The 17,530-nt window shown below is 43.9% G+C and carries 9 protein-coding genes; 2 read left to right on the top strand and 7 right to left on the bottom strand.

Features of this window, described 5'->3' with window-relative positions:
• Positions 1 to 39: 39 nt before the first annotated feature.
• The 6 genes from IE104_RS03020 to IE104_RS02995 form a co-directional block, all read right to left on the bottom strand.
• Positions 40 to 1,692 (bottom strand): GH35 family beta-galactosidase, encoded by a 1,653-nt coding sequence (locus IE104_RS03020; RefSeq protein ID WP_229837589.1) that lies wholly within the window; start codon positions 1,690 to 1,692, stop codon positions 40 to 42.
• Between the two features lie 112 nt (positions 1,693 to 1,804).
• Positions 1,805 to 4,396 (bottom strand): glycosyl hydrolase 115 family protein, encoded by a 2,592-nt coding sequence (locus tag IE104_RS03015; protein WP_189415962.1) that lies wholly within the window; start codon positions 4,394 to 4,396, stop codon positions 1,805 to 1,807.
• A gap of 271 nt (positions 4,397 to 4,667) precedes the next feature.
• Positions 4,668 to 7,610, bottom strand: coding sequence for a TonB-dependent receptor (locus IE104_RS03010; RefSeq protein WP_189415961.1), 2,943 nt, complete (start codon positions 7,608 to 7,610; stop codon positions 4,668 to 4,670).
• A gap of 324 nt (positions 7,611 to 7,934) precedes the next feature.
• Positions 7,935 to 9,764, bottom strand: coding sequence for a c-type cytochrome (locus IE104_RS19135; protein ID WP_229837588.1), 1,830 nt, complete (start codon positions 9,762 to 9,764; stop codon positions 7,935 to 7,937).
• 130 nt (positions 9,765 to 9,894) lie between these two features.
• Positions 9,895 to 11,064 carry an endo-1,4-beta-xylanase gene (locus IE104_RS03000; RefSeq protein WP_189415960.1) on the bottom strand — a complete coding sequence of 390 codons (1,170 nt, stop codon included), beginning with the start codon at positions 11,062 to 11,064 and terminating at the stop codon, positions 9,895 to 9,897.
• A 62-nt stretch (positions 11,065 to 11,126) separates the two neighbouring features.
• Positions 11,127 to 12,491, bottom strand: a complete 1,365-nt coding sequence (locus IE104_RS02995) for a cytochrome P450 (RefSeq protein ID WP_189415959.1) — start codon at positions 12,489 to 12,491, stop codon at positions 11,127 to 11,129.
• Positions 12,492 to 12,834: 343 nt separating this feature from the next.
• On the opposite strand from IE104_RS02995, the gene ydiJ reads away from it, so the two are divergent.
• Together ydiJ and IE104_RS02985 are read left to right on the top strand one after the other, a co-directional pair.
• On the top strand, positions 12,835 to 15,888 hold the full coding sequence (gene ydiJ / locus IE104_RS02990; RefSeq protein ID WP_189415958.1) for a D-2-hydroxyglutarate dehydrogenase YdiJ: 3,054 nt from the start codon (positions 12,835 to 12,837) through the stop codon (positions 15,886 to 15,888).
• Between the two features lie 684 nt (positions 15,889 to 16,572).
• On the top strand, positions 16,573 to 17,280 hold the full coding sequence (locus tag IE104_RS02985) for a GntR family transcriptional regulator (protein ID WP_189415957.1): 708 nt from the start codon (positions 16,573 to 16,575) through the stop codon (positions 17,278 to 17,280).
• A gap of 68 nt (positions 17,281 to 17,348) precedes the next feature.
• On the opposite strand, the gene IE104_RS02980 is transcribed toward IE104_RS02985, so the two are convergent.
• Positions 17,349 to 17,522, bottom strand: coding sequence for a DUF4177 domain-containing protein (locus IE104_RS02980; protein ID WP_189415956.1), 174 nt, complete (start codon positions 17,520 to 17,522; stop codon positions 17,349 to 17,351).
• Between the last annotated feature and the right edge of the window lie 8 nt (positions 17,523 to 17,530).

Below are 17,530 nucleotides of genomic sequence, written 5' to 3'. Positions count from 1 at the left end.
TCCCCGCTTGAAGCGGGGATTTTTATTTACAGCACACAATCAATATTTATAAAGGACGATTCGCTGTGTTTGGAACTCACCGTAGGTTAAATTTAAATGGCGGCCCTGGTGGCTCTCATCACCATTTAGCAAACGGCCAGGCTTCCACACCGGCATCGTATTTTTGGAATCTTTTGCAGGCGTATAAACACCTTCCCAAATAGATTCAATACCAATAGTGTTTTTCTGTGTCGCATCTTTAAAAGTTGCAACCACACCTGAACCTGCAAACAAAAATTCTTTTTCACTCAAGCGAATAATAAGCGCACCAACCTCTGGCCACACTTCTTGTTTCGCACCTGATGACCAGGAGAGTGTGAATTCATGTTTAAGTGTAATTTCAATATCACCAAAAACTATTTTTGCAGATGAGCGTTCTTTATCGAGCAAAATACCATCAATAAAATTCGCTTTTGTTTTGGCAGAGTTCACTTTAGCTTGTGAGATTAACGGAGCCAGAGTTGCTAAATGGCTATACGCTTTGCTTAGGGGAACCTCTGCTGGTTTAAGCGCAGAATCAATTGAAAAAGGCGAAAAACCTAAAGCCTTATAATGACCAATCGCGAAATAGGCTTTAGCTGCATTGCTGTCTTCCATTTTAATTTCGGGAACAAAGAGTGGGTTATCTTCACTAAAATATAAATCGTTCCACTGGGTGAAATTAGGGTTGTAAAAATCTGGAGACAACACATCAATGGCTGAAGTTGCCGATTTCCAAATAGAGAAGATGTGAGGCAAAGGTCCGCCGCTTGGATACTGCCCAGGCAAGGCGTTAGGCCTGTTCAAAGCCGCATTTACAAAAGTCGGCAAGGGATAAATTGCTTTACCGGCAGCGGCAACCGCATCTGTATAGCGCGCCAAATACCAAGCGATAAAAAATTCTTCTGTCGCAATTGAATCGCCAAATACTTGCTTCCACGGACCACTCGTTAAACTACCTTGCTTACGCCACGCGCTTATAACAGCGTCGGTATTTTTTGATTGTTGCAAATAATTTATGAGTGCAGTAGGTACTGCATCTTCGTACGCAGAATTTGCAGCCGCGTTAAAATCGCGCGCATCAGGCAACATACCTACTTCATTTTCTACTTGGATCATGATAACCGTTTTTTCGGCATCCACTTTTTTCAAATAAGAAAGCAGCGCGGAATACGCACGAATATCAGCTTGTAAATTATTCTGAGAGAAAGGACTTAAAATAGCTTGTTTTTTGCCATCGCGATTCTCCACTAACGGAAAACGTACTGGATCGTTTTTAACCCAGGCAGGCGTGTAACAGGACATGCTATTTTTCCATGAGCCGAACCACAACAAGACTAACTTCATGCGATTGGCACGAGCGTTTTTCAAAGCCGTATCCAACAAATCAAAATTAAATTCGCCCTCTTTTGGCTCCATTAGCTCCCAATAAATAGGCACTAACACCGTATTTAAGTTCATAGCCGTTAATTTTGGCCAAATCTGATTTAAATAAGCGGAACTGGCAGCGCTGGAATTTGCCAGCTCCCCGCCAAGCATCAAGTAGGCTTGGTTGTTGATGAGCAATTGTTTTGATGTTTTATCGACAACAGGCATTTGCTCTGCCAATACGAACCCGGATAAAAAAATGCAGGCAAACACCGCAATTGCACTACGAATTTTGCTTATTAACATCAAACAGCCCTCAATAAATATTTCATTATCTTTCATATCATTAATAGTATAAATTTTTACAGAGAAAATAAAATCCCCCAATTTTTAGTTGAGGGATTTTTAATTCGGAATTTTAGGGCAATGGACCTAGAAAACTCAATGGAATAGTTTGCGTGCTTGCCACCAGCTTTTGTAGCACCACATTGTCATCCAAACGCCACACTTTAACCGTGTGCTTGCCCGCATTGATATCAATAAATGATGTTTCAAGCATGCGAGCGTTGTTTTCAACAGCTCGATTCCAATTGAATTGCTCCTGTAAAGTCGTTGCATTTGGTGCGGGCAATAATTTATCAACCAAAATTTGCATAGGACCGTCATCTATCGAAACACCCACACGTAATGAACCCCTACCTGTTGTATCCAGCGTTGGTGACAAATAAACTTGCAGCGTTAAATCACCCGCCTTTTTAATATCTATATCATATTCAAGGCGTACTGCATCTTGTTGAGTTGTCGGCTTTTGTCCTTGCGGAAATGCAGTGACAGCGCCGAGTGTGCGGCCAAGATTTGGTATTACTTTCCAAGCAAGCCCTGAGCCGTTAACGGCGCGACTGAAGTTAGGTGCTTCTATCACTATCAAACCATTTTCTTTTTTAGATGGCTCCGCAAAAACGATTGGCGCTGCAGCAGCTTTAGCTTGAACACGTTTGATCGTTGGCATGATCTGTACTTCTGGTTGCTGCCAATTGGTGTAACCAATATGTGTTTGCGACATCATACCGTCCCACTTACCTCGCTCAAGTTGATGGTAGGCATCCATTAAGGTTTTATCGCGACTAAAAGCAGCTTCGGCCTGATCGGCAAATACATTTGCACGCGCATCTTCTGCTGTAGCCAAGCGGTGATTCCAGGCAACTGCGTAATAAAGTTTATAAAGATTTGAAAAAGACGCTATGGGATATTCAACTAACTGAAAATAAGCTGATTGCTGATTTGCGGGCAAGGATGCTTTTATTTTCAGCATATCTTTTTCAAGCTCATCCCATTGCGCAACCAGGAAGCCAAACTCGCCACCGTCTAATTTACTTCCATTACCTTCACCCAAACGGAAACTTGTTGCATCAATTAGCTCAGGTTTTTTACGCGCAGCATATTGGCTATAACGATTCATTAAGTTCGCAATTTCAGCGGCGTTTTTCGCACCAAAAGTAGCGCGCGCCCAATCATTTGGATATTGCTTTAACGCATTCAAGGTCATAGCATTTGGATTCCATGCTTGCTTCATAAAGAAACTAATCGGGAACTCCAGGGGTTTAATATCACCGACGTTAACGATCCAGAGATTGCGCGCACCGCGCTCGTAAGCGAGATCCATTTGTTGCCAGATTTTTTCGATTTGAACAGTATTGGTCCACTTATAATTACGCGGCGCACCAACGTAATCAAAATGATAATAAACACCGTAACCACCTTTACGATTTAAATCACCTGTGGGCAAACGGCGAATTTGTCCCCAGTTATCATCTGCAAATAACAAAGTGACATCGTCTGGAACTTTCATTCCATGATCGTAATAATCCTGAACCTCTTTATAGAGCGCCCACACTTGCGGTGTTTGATCTGCAGGCTTTCCGGTTACTTCGGAAATAATACGACGTTGATCCGCAACTATGGTTTCCAATAACTGAGTTGCAGTGCCTTCGCTCATGGCTTCATCACCATCACCACGCATGCCCACAGTGACAAGGCTTTCGTAAGCTTGTCCATTACCTTTCGACATCATGCGCTCTATGCCGCCGCGCCAAAAAGTGCGCAAGTTGGCCGCATTAGTGGCGTAATCCCATTTGCCGCCTGTAACACCTTTGTCCATATTCCTGTGCCATTCGTCGTGCGCGCGGGTCATGGGTTCATGATGCGACGCACCAACAACAATTCCCATTTCATCCGCAAGTATTTTATTTTGAGGATCATCTTCGTTGAAGGCTTTTGGCGGCCACATTGCGGGCCATAAATAGTTAGCTTTCATGCGCAACAAAAGTTCGAAGACGTGTTCATACATTTTTGAATTAATACCGCCGTAATGCTTGATCGCCCAGCTGCTAAAACCAGGATCTTCGTCATTGATAAAAATGCCGCGGTATTTAATTTTGGGGGCATCGCTGTAGGCACCTGCAGTTACGAAGACGTTGGATTTTTTCTGCACAGGGACATCTGCAAACCAGTACCAGGGCGAAACACCCATTTTTTCCGAAATATCATAGGTTCCATAAACAGCACCTCGCCTGTCTGAACCGACAATAACAAGTGCTTTGGGAACATTTGGAAAGGGACGCTCCACAACCACGCGTTGATATGCTTCCCATTGAGCATTGAGCCCATCTACTTTGAGCTTACCGCTGCTAATCAATTCATTGATAACAGGGCTTTGACCTGCAACGCCCACAATCACCACATTTCCCTTGGCGTTTTCGATACTGGAAATAAGAGGTGCGGTTGATCCACCCACGCGACCTATATCGGCCGCAAAATTATTAGCAACGCGCAGAACAGCGGGGTCAGCTGACTTATCAACGTAAATCCCGGCGGGTTTTCCAGATTGAATGAGTTCAAAACTGCCAGACTTTTTGCTAAAGCATACGGACGCGGGTAATTCACACGCGTAAGACAAGGATGCAAATACACCCCCGCAAAATACAATTAGGCTACTTATTAAAATTCGCATATTTTTCTTCTGCCTCAACAACCCTGGTCTTAATAGAAAACAAGTCAATCCCATTCAACGAAAATGGATGTCTCTTGAGCACTTGTATACAAGCATATTATCCTACTAGCCATTTAATAAGGTGTCAATGTGACGATCAAGATGTGGCGGCAGTGGCGCGCCTGAAATAGACGGGGACTGGATTCTTAAAGTGCAAAAAAACAAACGCAAAAAAAATCCCCCAGCATTAACTGGAGGATTTTTTAAACTCGCAACTCAAAGCATGATTTACTTAAAACGAAGCGCGAAGACCAAGAGTTACGATCATACCTGGATCATAGTAAGTGAATGTGGCGGAATCATAACCCCAAGTTGTTCTTAGAGGTTCGCCCGTCAAATTACTTACATTCAAACTCAGTTCTGGCTCACCCGTTACACCTTCAAATTTGTAACTGGATGACAAATCAAGCTGGCCTCTTGAATCTGAATAGAGGTAAGCAGCCAGTGTATTGTTTTGGTTGTTGCCAGAGGCGTAACTTCCTTCGTTATATGAATAAGTCAAACGAATTGATGCCCCGTAGTTTTCCCAATAAGCAGTGAAGTTATAGGTTTCTGGTGAAACGCCTACAGCAATTGCCGGTACGCCTGAACCTTCGCTCTTCTGCTTGATGTGCGTGTAGTTAGCGTTAAAGCCCAAACCTTCAAGGATCATATCCAAAGGTTGAACCCAGGTAATTTCCGCACCTTCGATGTTCAAGCTACCAGACGCATTCACTTGTTGCTCAACCGTTACAGTCGCAACGTTTGGACCACCACGAGCCGGGCTGTTGATGGCATCACGCTGTTGTTGGGTCAAACTGTCGAACGGAATACCCAAGTTCAGGAATGGAATTTGGTTAGTGCCCGTTACAGTGAAACCGGTGATTTGTTTTTCAAACAAAGTCACACCCACATAACCTTCGTCACCGGTATACCACTCACCACCTATATCAAAGTTAGTGCCCAGGTACGGAGATAAATTTGGGTTACCTTGTCTTGCTTGCACCGCCGACACATCGCTAAATGTTGTAGCAGGAAGCATGGAGCTTGGATTTGGACGAGTTAAGGTACGCGAAGCTGCGAAGCGCAACTTGATGTCATCAGTAACATCAAAGGTTGAGTTAAAAGATGGCAACCAAGCATCATATTTCGACTTGAGATCTTGATACTGACGAACGCCAGCAATAGTTACAGGACCAGAAATAAGTTGTTCTGTTTCTGCGTAACGAGCACCCACGTTGATATTAAGCGGTCTGCCACCCACTTCGGTAGATGTGTTTAACTCAAAATAACCGCCAGTTGTATCTTCATCGATGATACCTGAGTTAGCACCGGTATTAGATGAGTTGCCTTCTGGAGCGCTGTCTTTAAGAGCGTAGTAATTTGTCGCAGCAAAAAATTTATCGTAATTCACATCGATAAAACCGTAAGGGCCTGCCATCAGATAGGAAGCTAAAGCACTTTGCGGAATTTTTGCGTTTGCACTCATACCATCACAAGCAGCGCGACCTGTTGCCGGGCTATTTCCACTTGCGTCCAAACCATTGCGACACGCAACATCTTCCCAACGGGCGCTGTTATCGTAACCGCGAATTGCACGCTTGATGGTGTCTTTGGCAATACCGACCTTCACATTATTAGTGTCGTCACCAAAACGGTAATCTACGTGAATGCCATCGGTCTCGGTGTCACGCTCTTCGTTCTGGATATTCAAACGTCCACCAGCCCATGTCCAACCAGCCGCAGGATCATTCAAATTTACACCTTTAGGGGTAAAGGTTGGCACATTGCCATTGTTGACGTAATCAACAGAAATGCCTTTGTTCAAAGGTGTATTGATTAATACAGTGGGCGATTCACGGCGCCAATCACTGCGGCTTGAGTTGAGCTGCACATCAACTGTGCTGAGGTCGTTAAACTCAAAATGCGCACCGGGATTCACATTGTAGAAATTCAAATCTTCGCTGTAAGGACGCGCTTCAAGAAAGAACTGGGCGTTAGCGAAAGTTGCAGAAGTCACTACATTATTTTCATCCACTTTCATATTCAAAGGAATTGCGTTACCGAAGCGACCAATAAAGTTTAAATCGATACGATTAAATTCTTTTTGCTGATCAGTAGCGACTACATCCAAATAAAAACGTGCCTGGTCACTGGGGCGATATTCCAAAGACACAACACCTGTTAAACGATCCTGATCGCCATCCATGTAAGACGGACGACCCAGACGAGGAATAAATCCATTCGCAACCTGGTCAATTGTCAAACCGGGGTTCTTGCCCAATAAAAATGCTTTGTCGATTACAGTACCCGCTGTTAATCCAGCACCTGCGTTAGTAGGTACAACACCGTAACCTTGTGTTGCGGTAACACCTGCAACGTTCCAATCATTACCGGTAGATGGAGCATTACAAGTGCCTGCGGTTGCGAGTGTCTGGGAACCCGTTGGTGTGCTTCCGCAAATACCATGGGGCACGCTGAGCGTGGTATAGCCAATCGTTTCGTAACCTTTGGTGGTCAGGTTTCGGTTATAGAGCGAAACACCGCCGAGAACACCGAAAGTATCGTTGGTCCAACTACCCAAAGCAGAGAGTTTGGGACTGGTTTTTTCGTTGATCTCGGTATAAATACCTTGCACGTTAAATACCGACTGGAAGCCCTGTTCTTTATTATCAAACGGGCGCGCATTGCGAATATTAACTACACCCGCTACACCGCCTTCAAGCATGCTGGCTACCGGGGTTTTTTTGACATCGAAACGGGTAAACAGCTCGGTTGGAAATAAATTTAAATCGATTTCACGGTTTTGGTTTTGTGCATCAACACTACCGGCAGAAGCTACAGCGATTTGAGAATCATTCAATGTCACCTTGGTAAAACTTGAACCAAGGCCACGAATCGACACGTTTACACCATCACCGAAGGTATCACGGCTAATTTGAATACCAGGCATGCGGTTAACCGCTTCCGCGATATTGGTATCCGCAAACTTACCTATATCTTCAGCAAAAACTGACTCCACCATTGCAGTAGATGCCCGCTTTGCATTGGTGGCGCTTTGCAAACTCGCCTTGTACCCCGTCACTACAATTTCTTCTGCAGGAGCGGGTGTTGTTTGAGCTTGGGCGACGACAGCCGCCACACTCAAACTCAATACGCTTAATTTAAAGACATTTAATGAGGACTTATTTTTCATACTAACTCCAATTTAATTATGGTTATTCATCGTTGGTTCTCTTGCATCCAAACAAGCCCTAGCATGTGCATACTTGAGCACTTGTATACATGAACACAAGAAATCAAATACTACTCCCGCCGCAATGAAATTGTCAAACAGACCATAAGCAAACATACGCCAGCAAAATGAAAAATATTTGATAGGTAAAAAAAGAGAGATTAATGGAGAGGAAATAAGTAGCCGATGCGCTGATTCACTCTTAAGAATACAGGGGGTTGGAAGAGAAATTGAACAATCAACCCCGCTTCCAACTTGGGAAACGGGATTGATTAAATGCAGGAATTACAAGATCTTTAAATATTCGACCAGAGCCAGGGCGCCCTCTTTATCATCTGCCCAGTTCAACTTAAAGGTCTTACCATCTTGCTCTATATTTGTGTCGTGCCCGCGATTACTCATTGCGGGAGACAAACGAGTGTCAAATTCATAACCTTCGTTTTTATCCTTAGCTGCATCCAACTCCCAAACAAAACCAGCGAGTTTTTGATCGTAATCCAACCGACTTTTAACAAAAACTGCCGGGCGCTCGTTGGGCACTAACAAATGATAGAGCGTTGGTACTGAACCATTATGCAAATAAGGTGCTTGCGCCCATAAACCTACCAAAGGCAAAGCGTTGTAACCCTCGTGTTGCTTGGGCGCGGTCATAGCCAGGGACTTTTTCCCTTTAAGTGAAACGCCTTTGTATTCAGCACAAGGTTTTACATCTTTGTCATACATTTGCACCACAGTACCTGCGTCACAAACATCCGTGAACCCGCTTATAGCACCAAGAGTGACAAACAAGCCCGCAATTTTCGCGCGGCCCATATCAGTTCCCAAATTGTTATACACCTTTCCATTATGGGGCTGATGACAAGCTGCACAATTTTCAGCGAAAAGTGCCTGACCTTTTTTTGCCAAAGCTATGTCAACATCAAAGGGATAAACACTCGCAGGCATTTTATCCAATACTTCTTCCGCAAATGCAGAAACTCGTACATCAACATTGTCGTAACCAATGGTTAATTGCGCTGCAATATTTTTATAAATAGGTAATGGGATATGACCAGTCCATTGACCACCGCCATTAATTAAATGTCTCTTATCTTCACTCCATAAAGGATCATGGGTGTTCTGCTCCCACACGGCCATAATATCCGTAACGCCATGGCTCGGTGGCAGCGCCAAAAACGCGAAGGGTTTTGTAAGCAGGTTGAGTTTTAAATTTGCATTGGCTTTAACTGTATTGAAACCAATAGCGTCTTCCATTCCAGGCAAACCATCCAGCAATTGAGGTTGCGCACCCTGATAATATTTATCAACAAATTTTTCCCAACCATGGTATTCATCTTCGTGATGCTTAATAAATTGCGAAACCCTTGTGCCGGCAGTTTTTTTGAATAAATCAATTTGGGCTTGCTCATAAGCCGCATCAAAGGTGCGATTTTCGTAAGTAAAGTTCTTATAAAAATAATTAGGGTTTAGTGCATGAACCTGATCTATAGCTTCCAGTATTTTATTGGTAACTAACTCGGTGCGCTTTGCCGGATCAATTTCGGTACCTGCAATTTTATCGATGGTTTGTACCAAACGTTTGCGATAACCCACCACATTAAATTCGGCATTGATACCACCATCCAAATAATAAAATTTATTGTCCTCCGTACGAACACGACCTATATGACATGCGCCACAGGAAAATGAGGCGTAATCAATATTGCCTACAGGGTTAACACGCGACAAGCCGCTAAAACCCATACCGCGGGGCACAGGCGCACCCGGTAATCGTTCATCAAAAAACAAACCCATAACGCTTAAAAAATTGTCGCCCTCCCCCCAATATTCCGGCGCAATAACTGGTAATAATTTTAGGATAATGTAGGGGATGCCATCAGTTTCACTTTCCGCAAAATCCGCAAAGCGGTTGTAAGCAATTTGATGTTGCACAATATGAGTATCGCGCGCAGCCATTTTCGCTTGTTTATGCGCAGACCAGTCGTCTGGAACCGAACTCACGAACGGAGTGCCACCAGGAGCTTCAAGCGGTTTGCCAAATCCGCCGTAGGCAGCGTAGAGAAAAATAGCTGAGGCAATCACTAAAACGCCAACCCCAATCAACAACTTTTTCATGTGCAGTCCTTATGATATTTTTATAGAGCTGCAACGCATCCGGAGATTGCGCTGCAGGGTAAACAACGGCGGATGCTTATTAAAAAACTTTAGGTTTAATTTATCAGCATAAATAAGTAGCCCACAAAGGTTACTTTCCAGCCAAGGCTTCAGCCACCCCATAAAATGCGGGCTTGGGCGAATAATCATCATTAAATAATAGCGGCCATTCTTTGGCAGGCAGACCTATGAAGTTATACCAACTCTCACCGTCAACCAGCCCCCAAAATGTAATTCCCGTGCGCTGGCTTTCTGGAACTGAATCTAAATAAGCTTTCACTATGCTTTTGTATCTTTCCTTTTGTTGCTGTGCAACAGCATCCGATAAAACCAAAGTACTGTTGTAATTTACGGGCATATCTAATTCTGAAATTCTGATTTTATAACCGCGATCAGCAACTGCCTTGAAAGATCTTTTTATCTGATCAATCGATGGATTAAATAAATCTAAATGCATTTGAAACCCAACACCATCGACTGGGATATTTCTACTTTTAAAATCGTCCAACATTGTCAACAGAAGATTTAACTTGGTATCTGATGATTCAATATTGTATTCGTTGTAATACAACACCGCATTGGGATCAGCTTTTCGAGCAGCAACAAATGCATTCTCGATGTATTTTTTCCCAATGCGTTGATAAAAAATAGACTGCCGAAAGCCTGAAGGATCACTTTCATCCAATGCTTCATTTACTACATCCCAGCTACTTACTTTGCCCGCAAAATGGGTACATATCTGTGTAACGTGATTGTTTAACATTGCAGACCAATCGCCGGTATATTTTTTCATCCATGGAGGAATTTGAGAATCCCAATGCCAAATTAAGGTGTGTCCATGCAACAACATATTATGATCTATTGCATAAGCATTTAGTTTATCTGCATCCGTGTAAAAAAATTCGTTTTCATTAGGGTGTAAGAAGCTCATTTTCATAATGACGCCAGCCACCAAACTATTAAAATGCTTTTCAATTGTTGGCAATTGGCTAGGGTAGTTAAAAATACTTCTTTCTTGATTCGCAGCACTCACTTCCATTCCTATCGGAAATTTTGCTAAATCTTTTAAGGCAGGTACTGAACTCCACGAAAAGGCCGATGACGCCGCATCGCTAGATGATGCGGCGCTAGATATAGATACACTTGAACTACTCGATAAAATGACACTTGTTGTTGGCGCCGAAGAATTACCGCCTCCTCCGCCACATGCGCATAAAATAAAAACAGGTAATAGCAAACATACAATAGATATTTTTTTCATATTTTCCTTCATCGTCCTTTTTGATTGATTATTTTAAAGCCGGCTTTATAAAACCGGGAACTTTATTCGCCCCAAGCTAAAGAATAAGACTCAGGAAATGGCCCGTTTTTGAAATCTATGGGGGATTCTGCGCGTAGTTTTGGCAATAACAAAACTTGCCTTACCATTTCTGGAATCATTTCCATACCAACATACTTACCCAAACAATCATGTGGACCAAAACCAAAATTAAAGTTGTGGTAGAAAGTGCGGTCAGGGTTAAACTCGTCGGGATTTGTATTGGCAAACTCGTCAAACATCGCGGATTGCGTTAATACAATAACGTTTGTTTTAGGGGGGATTGTGGTTTCGTAATCAGATCCTTTCGCCAATGTATATTCTTCTGAAGTCTGGCGAAACATATAGGGGCTAATAGGAACATAACGTAAAGCTTCCCACACTAAATTATCAAAGGCTTTCAAGTCCGTTTGCTGAGCTGCGGTCTTTGCCTTGGCGAGCAAGTCCGGTTGTTTGATAAAAAATTCAATTACCTGGGCAACAGCTTGCGATGTAGTTTCAATTGCGCCAATCAGAAGACCGCCAGCATTTACACCAACACGCACCAAATCAAACTCAACCTGTTCTGCAAAGCTGGTGCGTAGCATGCGCGAAAAAACATCGTCTTTAGGAATAGGTGTCGGTTTTCCCACAAGCTTATTTAATATGCCTTTCAAAATTCGCCAGCCAATTAACAATATATTTTTAGTTTGGTCGAGCTTTACCATGGCCAATTTTTCAAGCAGCGCTTTCTTGATGTAATTACCCAAAGCGACAGTGACGCGGTCATGGTTATCTTTAATATATTGGTAGTGTTCCGGTGAGTTTAAATCAAAGGGTTGGTTGTGAAACACGTCATATTGATTCCAGAACGACCACTCGATCAAATCTTTTTTATCGACATTATCCAGACCAAAATATTCTTGCACCAGAATGGCAGGAACCATGCGGCAGTAGTTATAAACTATATCGATTTTGCCATCAGCTTTATTCAAAATTTCTTGGCTAGCTCTGGAAATAAGCGCTCGAATGCGCGGCAAATCGTTGCGATTAAGCATGCCTTGCATAAGGGATTTTTCGCGGTAATGAATAGCATCATCATCGTGAGCCATCAAATAGCCCGGGTCAGTTGCAGTGACGCCCATCTTGGGCTTATACAAATCCACCGTAAAGATTTTTGGCATTTGCAGTAGATCAATAACATCCGCGTATTTGCTCACGAGAACGCACTCGGGCGTTACCAGAATTGGACGCTGGGCTCGAAGCTGTTTAAAAAATGGCAAGGGCTCGGTCATCATCCAGCGACGCACGAGCGGGTATTTGTCGGCTGGGGCTGCGCTGTCGTATTCGGCCAGATAATCTTTGGTGCTGCTGGTGGGAATGTAGCTCATAAATCCTTCTCCTCGAATATGTTATTTATAGTGTTTACTACCGACTCACCCTTGAGTGCGCGCTTTGCTTGTAACTTAGCAGCTAATCCTCTATATCAATCTCATCCCAACTTAAAAAATCATTTTGACGACAAAATGGTTATATAGCCGACAAATCCGAACCCTAACATATAGAGTCTTGGGATTGAATCTTTTAACGAATATGGAGGCGAAAATCAGCGCGAATCAGCCAGTTGCAGTGACGGTTTCGTGGCCTAGGCCTGCACAACAAGGTAGAATGGCCACCATTATATTTGCCAGTTAGATTCACCCACCGGCACCCTCTTTAGATTGATGACGCCTTATGATCCCACGCATTGACCAAACCTCTCCTTTACAGTCCTTGTATTTATCCTTTATTGACCGCCTGCGAGCTAGCGGCTTTAGCGGTGATTTAAGCCCGGATTACGCAACCCGTACCGTGCTTGCGACTGATAACTCGATCTACCAGGTGTTGCCGCAGGGTGTGGTTTATCCAAAAAATGTTGCCGACATAATCACCCTGACCAAGCTTAGCCAATTGCGGGAATTCGTCGGCATAGTGCTCAGCCCCAGGGGCGGTGGTACGGGCACCAATGGCCAGTCGCTTACCGACGGTTTGGTGGTAGATACCTCCAAATACATGAACCAGATTTTAGAGATCAATGCGGAAGAACGCTGGGTGCGCGTGCAATGTGGCGTGGTCAAAGACCAACTTAATGCTGCGATCAAACCTTACGGCTTATTTTTTGCGCCGGAACTTTCTACCAGTAACCGCGCGACTATTGGCGGCATGATTAATACCGATGCATCGGGACAAGGGTCTTGTCGCTACGGGAAAACACGTGATCACGTACTCGAATTAAAAACCGTTTTGCTCGACGGCAGTGAGTGGACTTCGCGTGCAATTAATGACGACGAATTTGCGCAGATCAGCGCGCGTACCGATCGCGTCGGCCAAGTCCATAAAGTGATTGATAGTATTCAGCGCGAGCATGCAGATTTAATCGACGCAAAATTCCCAAAATTAAACCGTTGTTTAACCGGTTATGACCTCGCACACATCCGCGATGAACAAGGCAACTTTAATTTAAATAATATTTTGTGCGGCAGTGAAGGCACGCTCGGCTTTATTGTTGAAGCCAAAATTAATTTATTGCAAACACCGAAATACAGCGCGCTTATTAACGTTAACTACCGCGACTTCAACGCAGCATTGCGCGATGCTACGCAACTAATGAAAGCAGAGCCTACATCTATCGAAACCGTAGATTCAAAAGTGTTGAATTTGGCGATGAAAGATATTGTGTGGCACAGCGTAGCAGAGTTTTTTCCTGAGCCAGAGAGCGGTGAAAAAATTCAGGGCATTAACCTGGTTGAATACACCGCGCATGACGAAGCAGAGCTAAACGCTGCAGTGAAGAAATTTACTGACTTGTTAGATGCCGATGCGCAAAACCTGAACAATATTCGCATCTCCTATTCCACTGCGTGGGGCAACGAATCAGTTAATAAAATTTGGGGCATGCGCAAAAAAGCCGTTGGTCTGTTAGGTGGAGCAGCAGGTGAAGCGCGCCCTATTCCATTCGTGGAAGATACCGCAGTACCACCTGAAAATTTGGCCGATTTCATTATGGAATTCCGCCAACTGTTGGATGAAAATAATTTAGCTTACGGCATGTTCGGTCACGTGGATGCCGGCGTGTTACACGTGCGCCCTGCGATAGACATGAAAGATCCCGTACAGGAAAAATTAGTACGCGTCATTAGTGATAGAGTTGCAGAACTAACACACAAGTACAACGGGCTGTTGTGGGGTGAGCACGGGAAAGGTGTGCGCTCGGAATATGCGCCCAAATTTTTCGGTGAGCTTTATCCGCAACTGCAACGCATCAAAGCAGAATTTGATCCACACAATCAATTAAACCCAGGAAAGATTGCGACACCGGCAACCAACATGGAATTGTTGAAAATTGACGGTGTAACAACACGCGGTCAGCTTGATCGAAAAATTCCGGTGCAGGTTTGGGAGGGTTACAGTGAAGGCATGCATTGCAATGGCAACGGCCTGTGCTACAACTGGAATCCGAATGACGCCATGTGCCCTTCCTGGAAAGGTACCCGCGACCGCGTTCATTCGCCCAAGGGCCGTGCATCACTGATGCGTGAATGGTTAAAGCAGATGAGCGAGCGAGATATTAATCCGCTCGAAGAAAGTAAAAAATTAAAACACAGTAGTTTTTTATTTTCTTTACCTTCACGCATTAGCAATACCATCGGCAAGCGTAACGGCGAATACGATTTCTCCCATGAGGTTCACAATTCCATGATGGGCTGTCTCGCTTGTAAATCTTGCGCAGGCCAATGCCCTATCAAAGTAGATGTACCGGAATTCCGCAGTAAATTTTTGGAACTCTATTACAGCCGCTACCTGCGTCCGCTGAAAGATTATTTTATCGGTGGATTGGAGTTTATGATTCCAACCTTGGCGCGCGTGCCCTGGTTATATAACGCCGCCATGAAACCAAAATTCATGCAGCGGATACTCGCCAATGTTGCAGGCATGGTGGACAGCCCGCTGCTTAGCGGAATTAATTTGCAAACCGAGCTAAACAAGCTGGGCGTGCAGTGGGCCACGCTGGAAAATATCTCTCAATTAACATCTGAACAAAAATCAAAAGCAGTTATTTTTGTTCAAGATGCCTTTACCAGTTATTTTGAAACCCCTGTGGTGTTGGATTCGTTAAAAATCCTGCAAGCACTGGGTTTCATTTCGTTGGTTGCCCCCTTCAAACCTAATGGCAAACCGCTACAAGTTCACGGCTTTTTAAAAGCCTTCGCCAAAGCGGCTGATGTAAATGCAACATTGTTAAATGGGTTGGCGTCTTCAGGCATACCTTTAGTTGGGCTTGATCCGGCAATGACCTTGGCTTATCGCGGTGAATATTTAAAAGTGTTGGGAACTCACGCACCTAAAGTACATTTGGTACAAGAATGGTTGATTGCACAAAAAGATTTGCTGACTAGCAAAAAGGATAGCTTCCACGCAGGCGAATATTCTTTATTGGCGCACTGCACAGAAAAAACCAATGCCGTCAGCTCGGTGAAAGATTGGCAATTAGTTTTTGCCCATCTGGGACAAACACTCAAAGTGATTGAGACTGGTTGTTGCGGTATGTCCGGGACCTACGGCCACGAAGCGGCTAACGTGGAAACCTCTAAAAAGATTTACCAGTTATCCTGGAGTGCGGTTGTTAATAACCCTGCCAATGCGGGTAAGTTAACGGCGACGGGTTATTCATGCCGCAGCCAAACCAAGCGCGTTGATAAAGTAAATTTGCCTCACCCTCTGCAAGTACTGCTGGCCCAACGCAAATAGCAGACGAAAAAAAGCCCCGATTTTCGGGGCTGAAATAACTGGAAACAATAAGATCCAGAGCGGGATTACAAGCAAAATTAACTGGTTTGTATACTAGACGCCGGTTCACGCTTTGGCAAAAGCGGTTTACTCAACTTAACCAGGCTTTACAAAAGTATTTGCCTAAGCTTAAGTATTTAGTCCTAGTAAAAATTCAAAGAAAAACATTCAAATCATAAAACCAGCATGAACTTTGGGGAAAAAAACTAGCGAAGAAATCTTCGCTAGCAAAAGGCCAAACACACTGGTTATTAACACCGCGCAGTAATCCATCAGAAAACTACCCGACACTAACAATTCTTCGCAATTTACCTTGAGTAAATTGCATTGGAACACTGCTGTACTTACCGCAGATAGCGCAATCATCTCCCGCTATCTGCTTCCGATGTTTTCATAATATTACTTGTATACTAGTGCGTCAACATCAGTGAGAGCAAATATTGGTATTATTTTCGCCATGGGCGTGGCCGACGGGAACTGTTTTTAGCAGTACGTAGAGCAAGATGGAGGCCAAGCCTATACTTTTTAAGGTGAACCTATTAGCATCCAACCCTTACAAACATAAAGGTGTCCGAACACCTGAATATCTTCATTACATAATTTTGTCGGGGGGTTCCCGGTGCAACCACCCATTGGGAGACTAGCATGGCGAAACAGCCACTCATTACCCTTCGCTCAGACGCGAAGGGACTATCATTTGATCGCCCGACGGCCATTCAAATATTCGGTTTTGTCCGCGACGCCATCATTAGTATGGATCTTCAACCCGGTCAAATGATCTCTGAAACATCTCTCGCCAACCAATTTGGCGTTAGCCGTACACCCGTACGCGAAGCTCTGATTCAATTGGCCAATATAGGTTTTGTTGAGGTTTTACCTCAACGAGGAACCTACGTGACCCGATTCAGTATGGAAAAAATCCTGGAATCACGTTTTATTCGCGAAGCGATTGAAGTCTCTGTAGTGTCTTATTTGGCTGAAAACGTAACTGATGAAATTATTGCCGAAGGCGAGAAAATTATTCTGGAACAAAAAGTTGCAGCAGATGACCACGATGCTCTGGCTTTCCAAAAGCTGGACGATAAATTCCACCAAACTTTGGCCAACCATACAAAATATGCCCGCGTTGCACAGGTCATTGAAGCTGAAAAAGCCCATATGGATAGGGTTCGCTGTTTGAGCCTGGAGGACCACGACCAATTTAAGCGCGTGCTTTCACAACACACTGCAATTATTAAAGCTATTAAATCCGGTGTGCCAGAAAAAGCCACCAAGGCGATGAGTGTGCATTTAAAGGATGTTTACAACGTACTGAAAGTGATTCCCCAAGTGCATCCCGAATACTTTGTGTGAGAATTTAACGAAACAAAAAACGCAGCCAAGGCTGCGTTTTTTGTTTGAGCTTTCGAAACCAGGCTTCATTACTTTGCGCGTTTTAAAACCGCTACAACACTGTGCATTTGATTTTGATTGACGCTCACTAGCTCCCATCCCTGAAGACCCAATGTATTTAACTGTTCCTCAAACGCATCCACATCAATTCCGCCTGTCATAAATTTTCGCTTAACTTCAATGGTTTTATATTCCCAGCGCATCGCTCACA

Origin of the sequence: Cellvibrio zantedeschiae (genome assembly GCF_014652535.1) — a bacterium.
Classification (GTDB): Bacteria; Pseudomonadota; Gammaproteobacteria; order Pseudomonadales; family Cellvibrionaceae; genus Cellvibrio; species Cellvibrio zantedeschiae.
Note: the sequence above shows the minus strand (reverse complement) of the source record. Positions and strands in the feature narration are given on the sequence as shown.

Bases quoted from the DNA above. Each gene is read 5' to 3' on its own strand.
- IE104_RS03020 (WP_229837589.1), bottom strand. From the start codon at position 1,692: ATGTTAATAAGCAAAATTCGTAGTGCAATTGCGGTGTTTGCCTGCATT.
- IE104_RS03015 (WP_189415962.1), bottom strand. From the start codon at position 4,396: ATGCGAATTTTAATAAGTAGCCTAATTGTATTTTGCGGGGGTGTATTT.
- IE104_RS03010 (WP_189415961.1), bottom strand. From the start codon at position 7,610: ATGAAAAATAAGTCCTCATTAAATGTCTTTAAATTAAGCGTATTGAGT.
- IE104_RS19135 (WP_229837588.1), bottom strand. From the start codon at position 9,764: ATGAAAAAGTTGTTGATTGGGGTTGGCGTTTTAGTGATTGCCTCAGCT.
- IE104_RS03000 (WP_189415960.1), bottom strand. From the start codon at position 11,064: ATGAAAAAAATATCTATTGTATGTTTGCTATTACCTGTTTTTATTTTA.
- IE104_RS02995 (WP_189415959.1), bottom strand. From the start codon at position 12,491: ATGAGCTACATTCCCACCAGCAGCACCAAAGATTATCTGGCCGAATAC.
- ydiJ (WP_189415958.1), top strand. From the start codon at position 12,835: ATGATCCCACGCATTGACCAAACCTCTCCTTTACAGTCCTTGTATTTA.
- IE104_RS02985 (WP_189415957.1), top strand. From the start codon at position 16,573: ATGGCGAAACAGCCACTCATTACCCTTCGCTCAGACGCGAAGGGACTA.
- IE104_RS02980 (WP_189415956.1), bottom strand. From the start codon at position 17,522: ATGCGCTGGGAATATAAAACCATTGAAGTTAAGCGAAAATTTATGACA.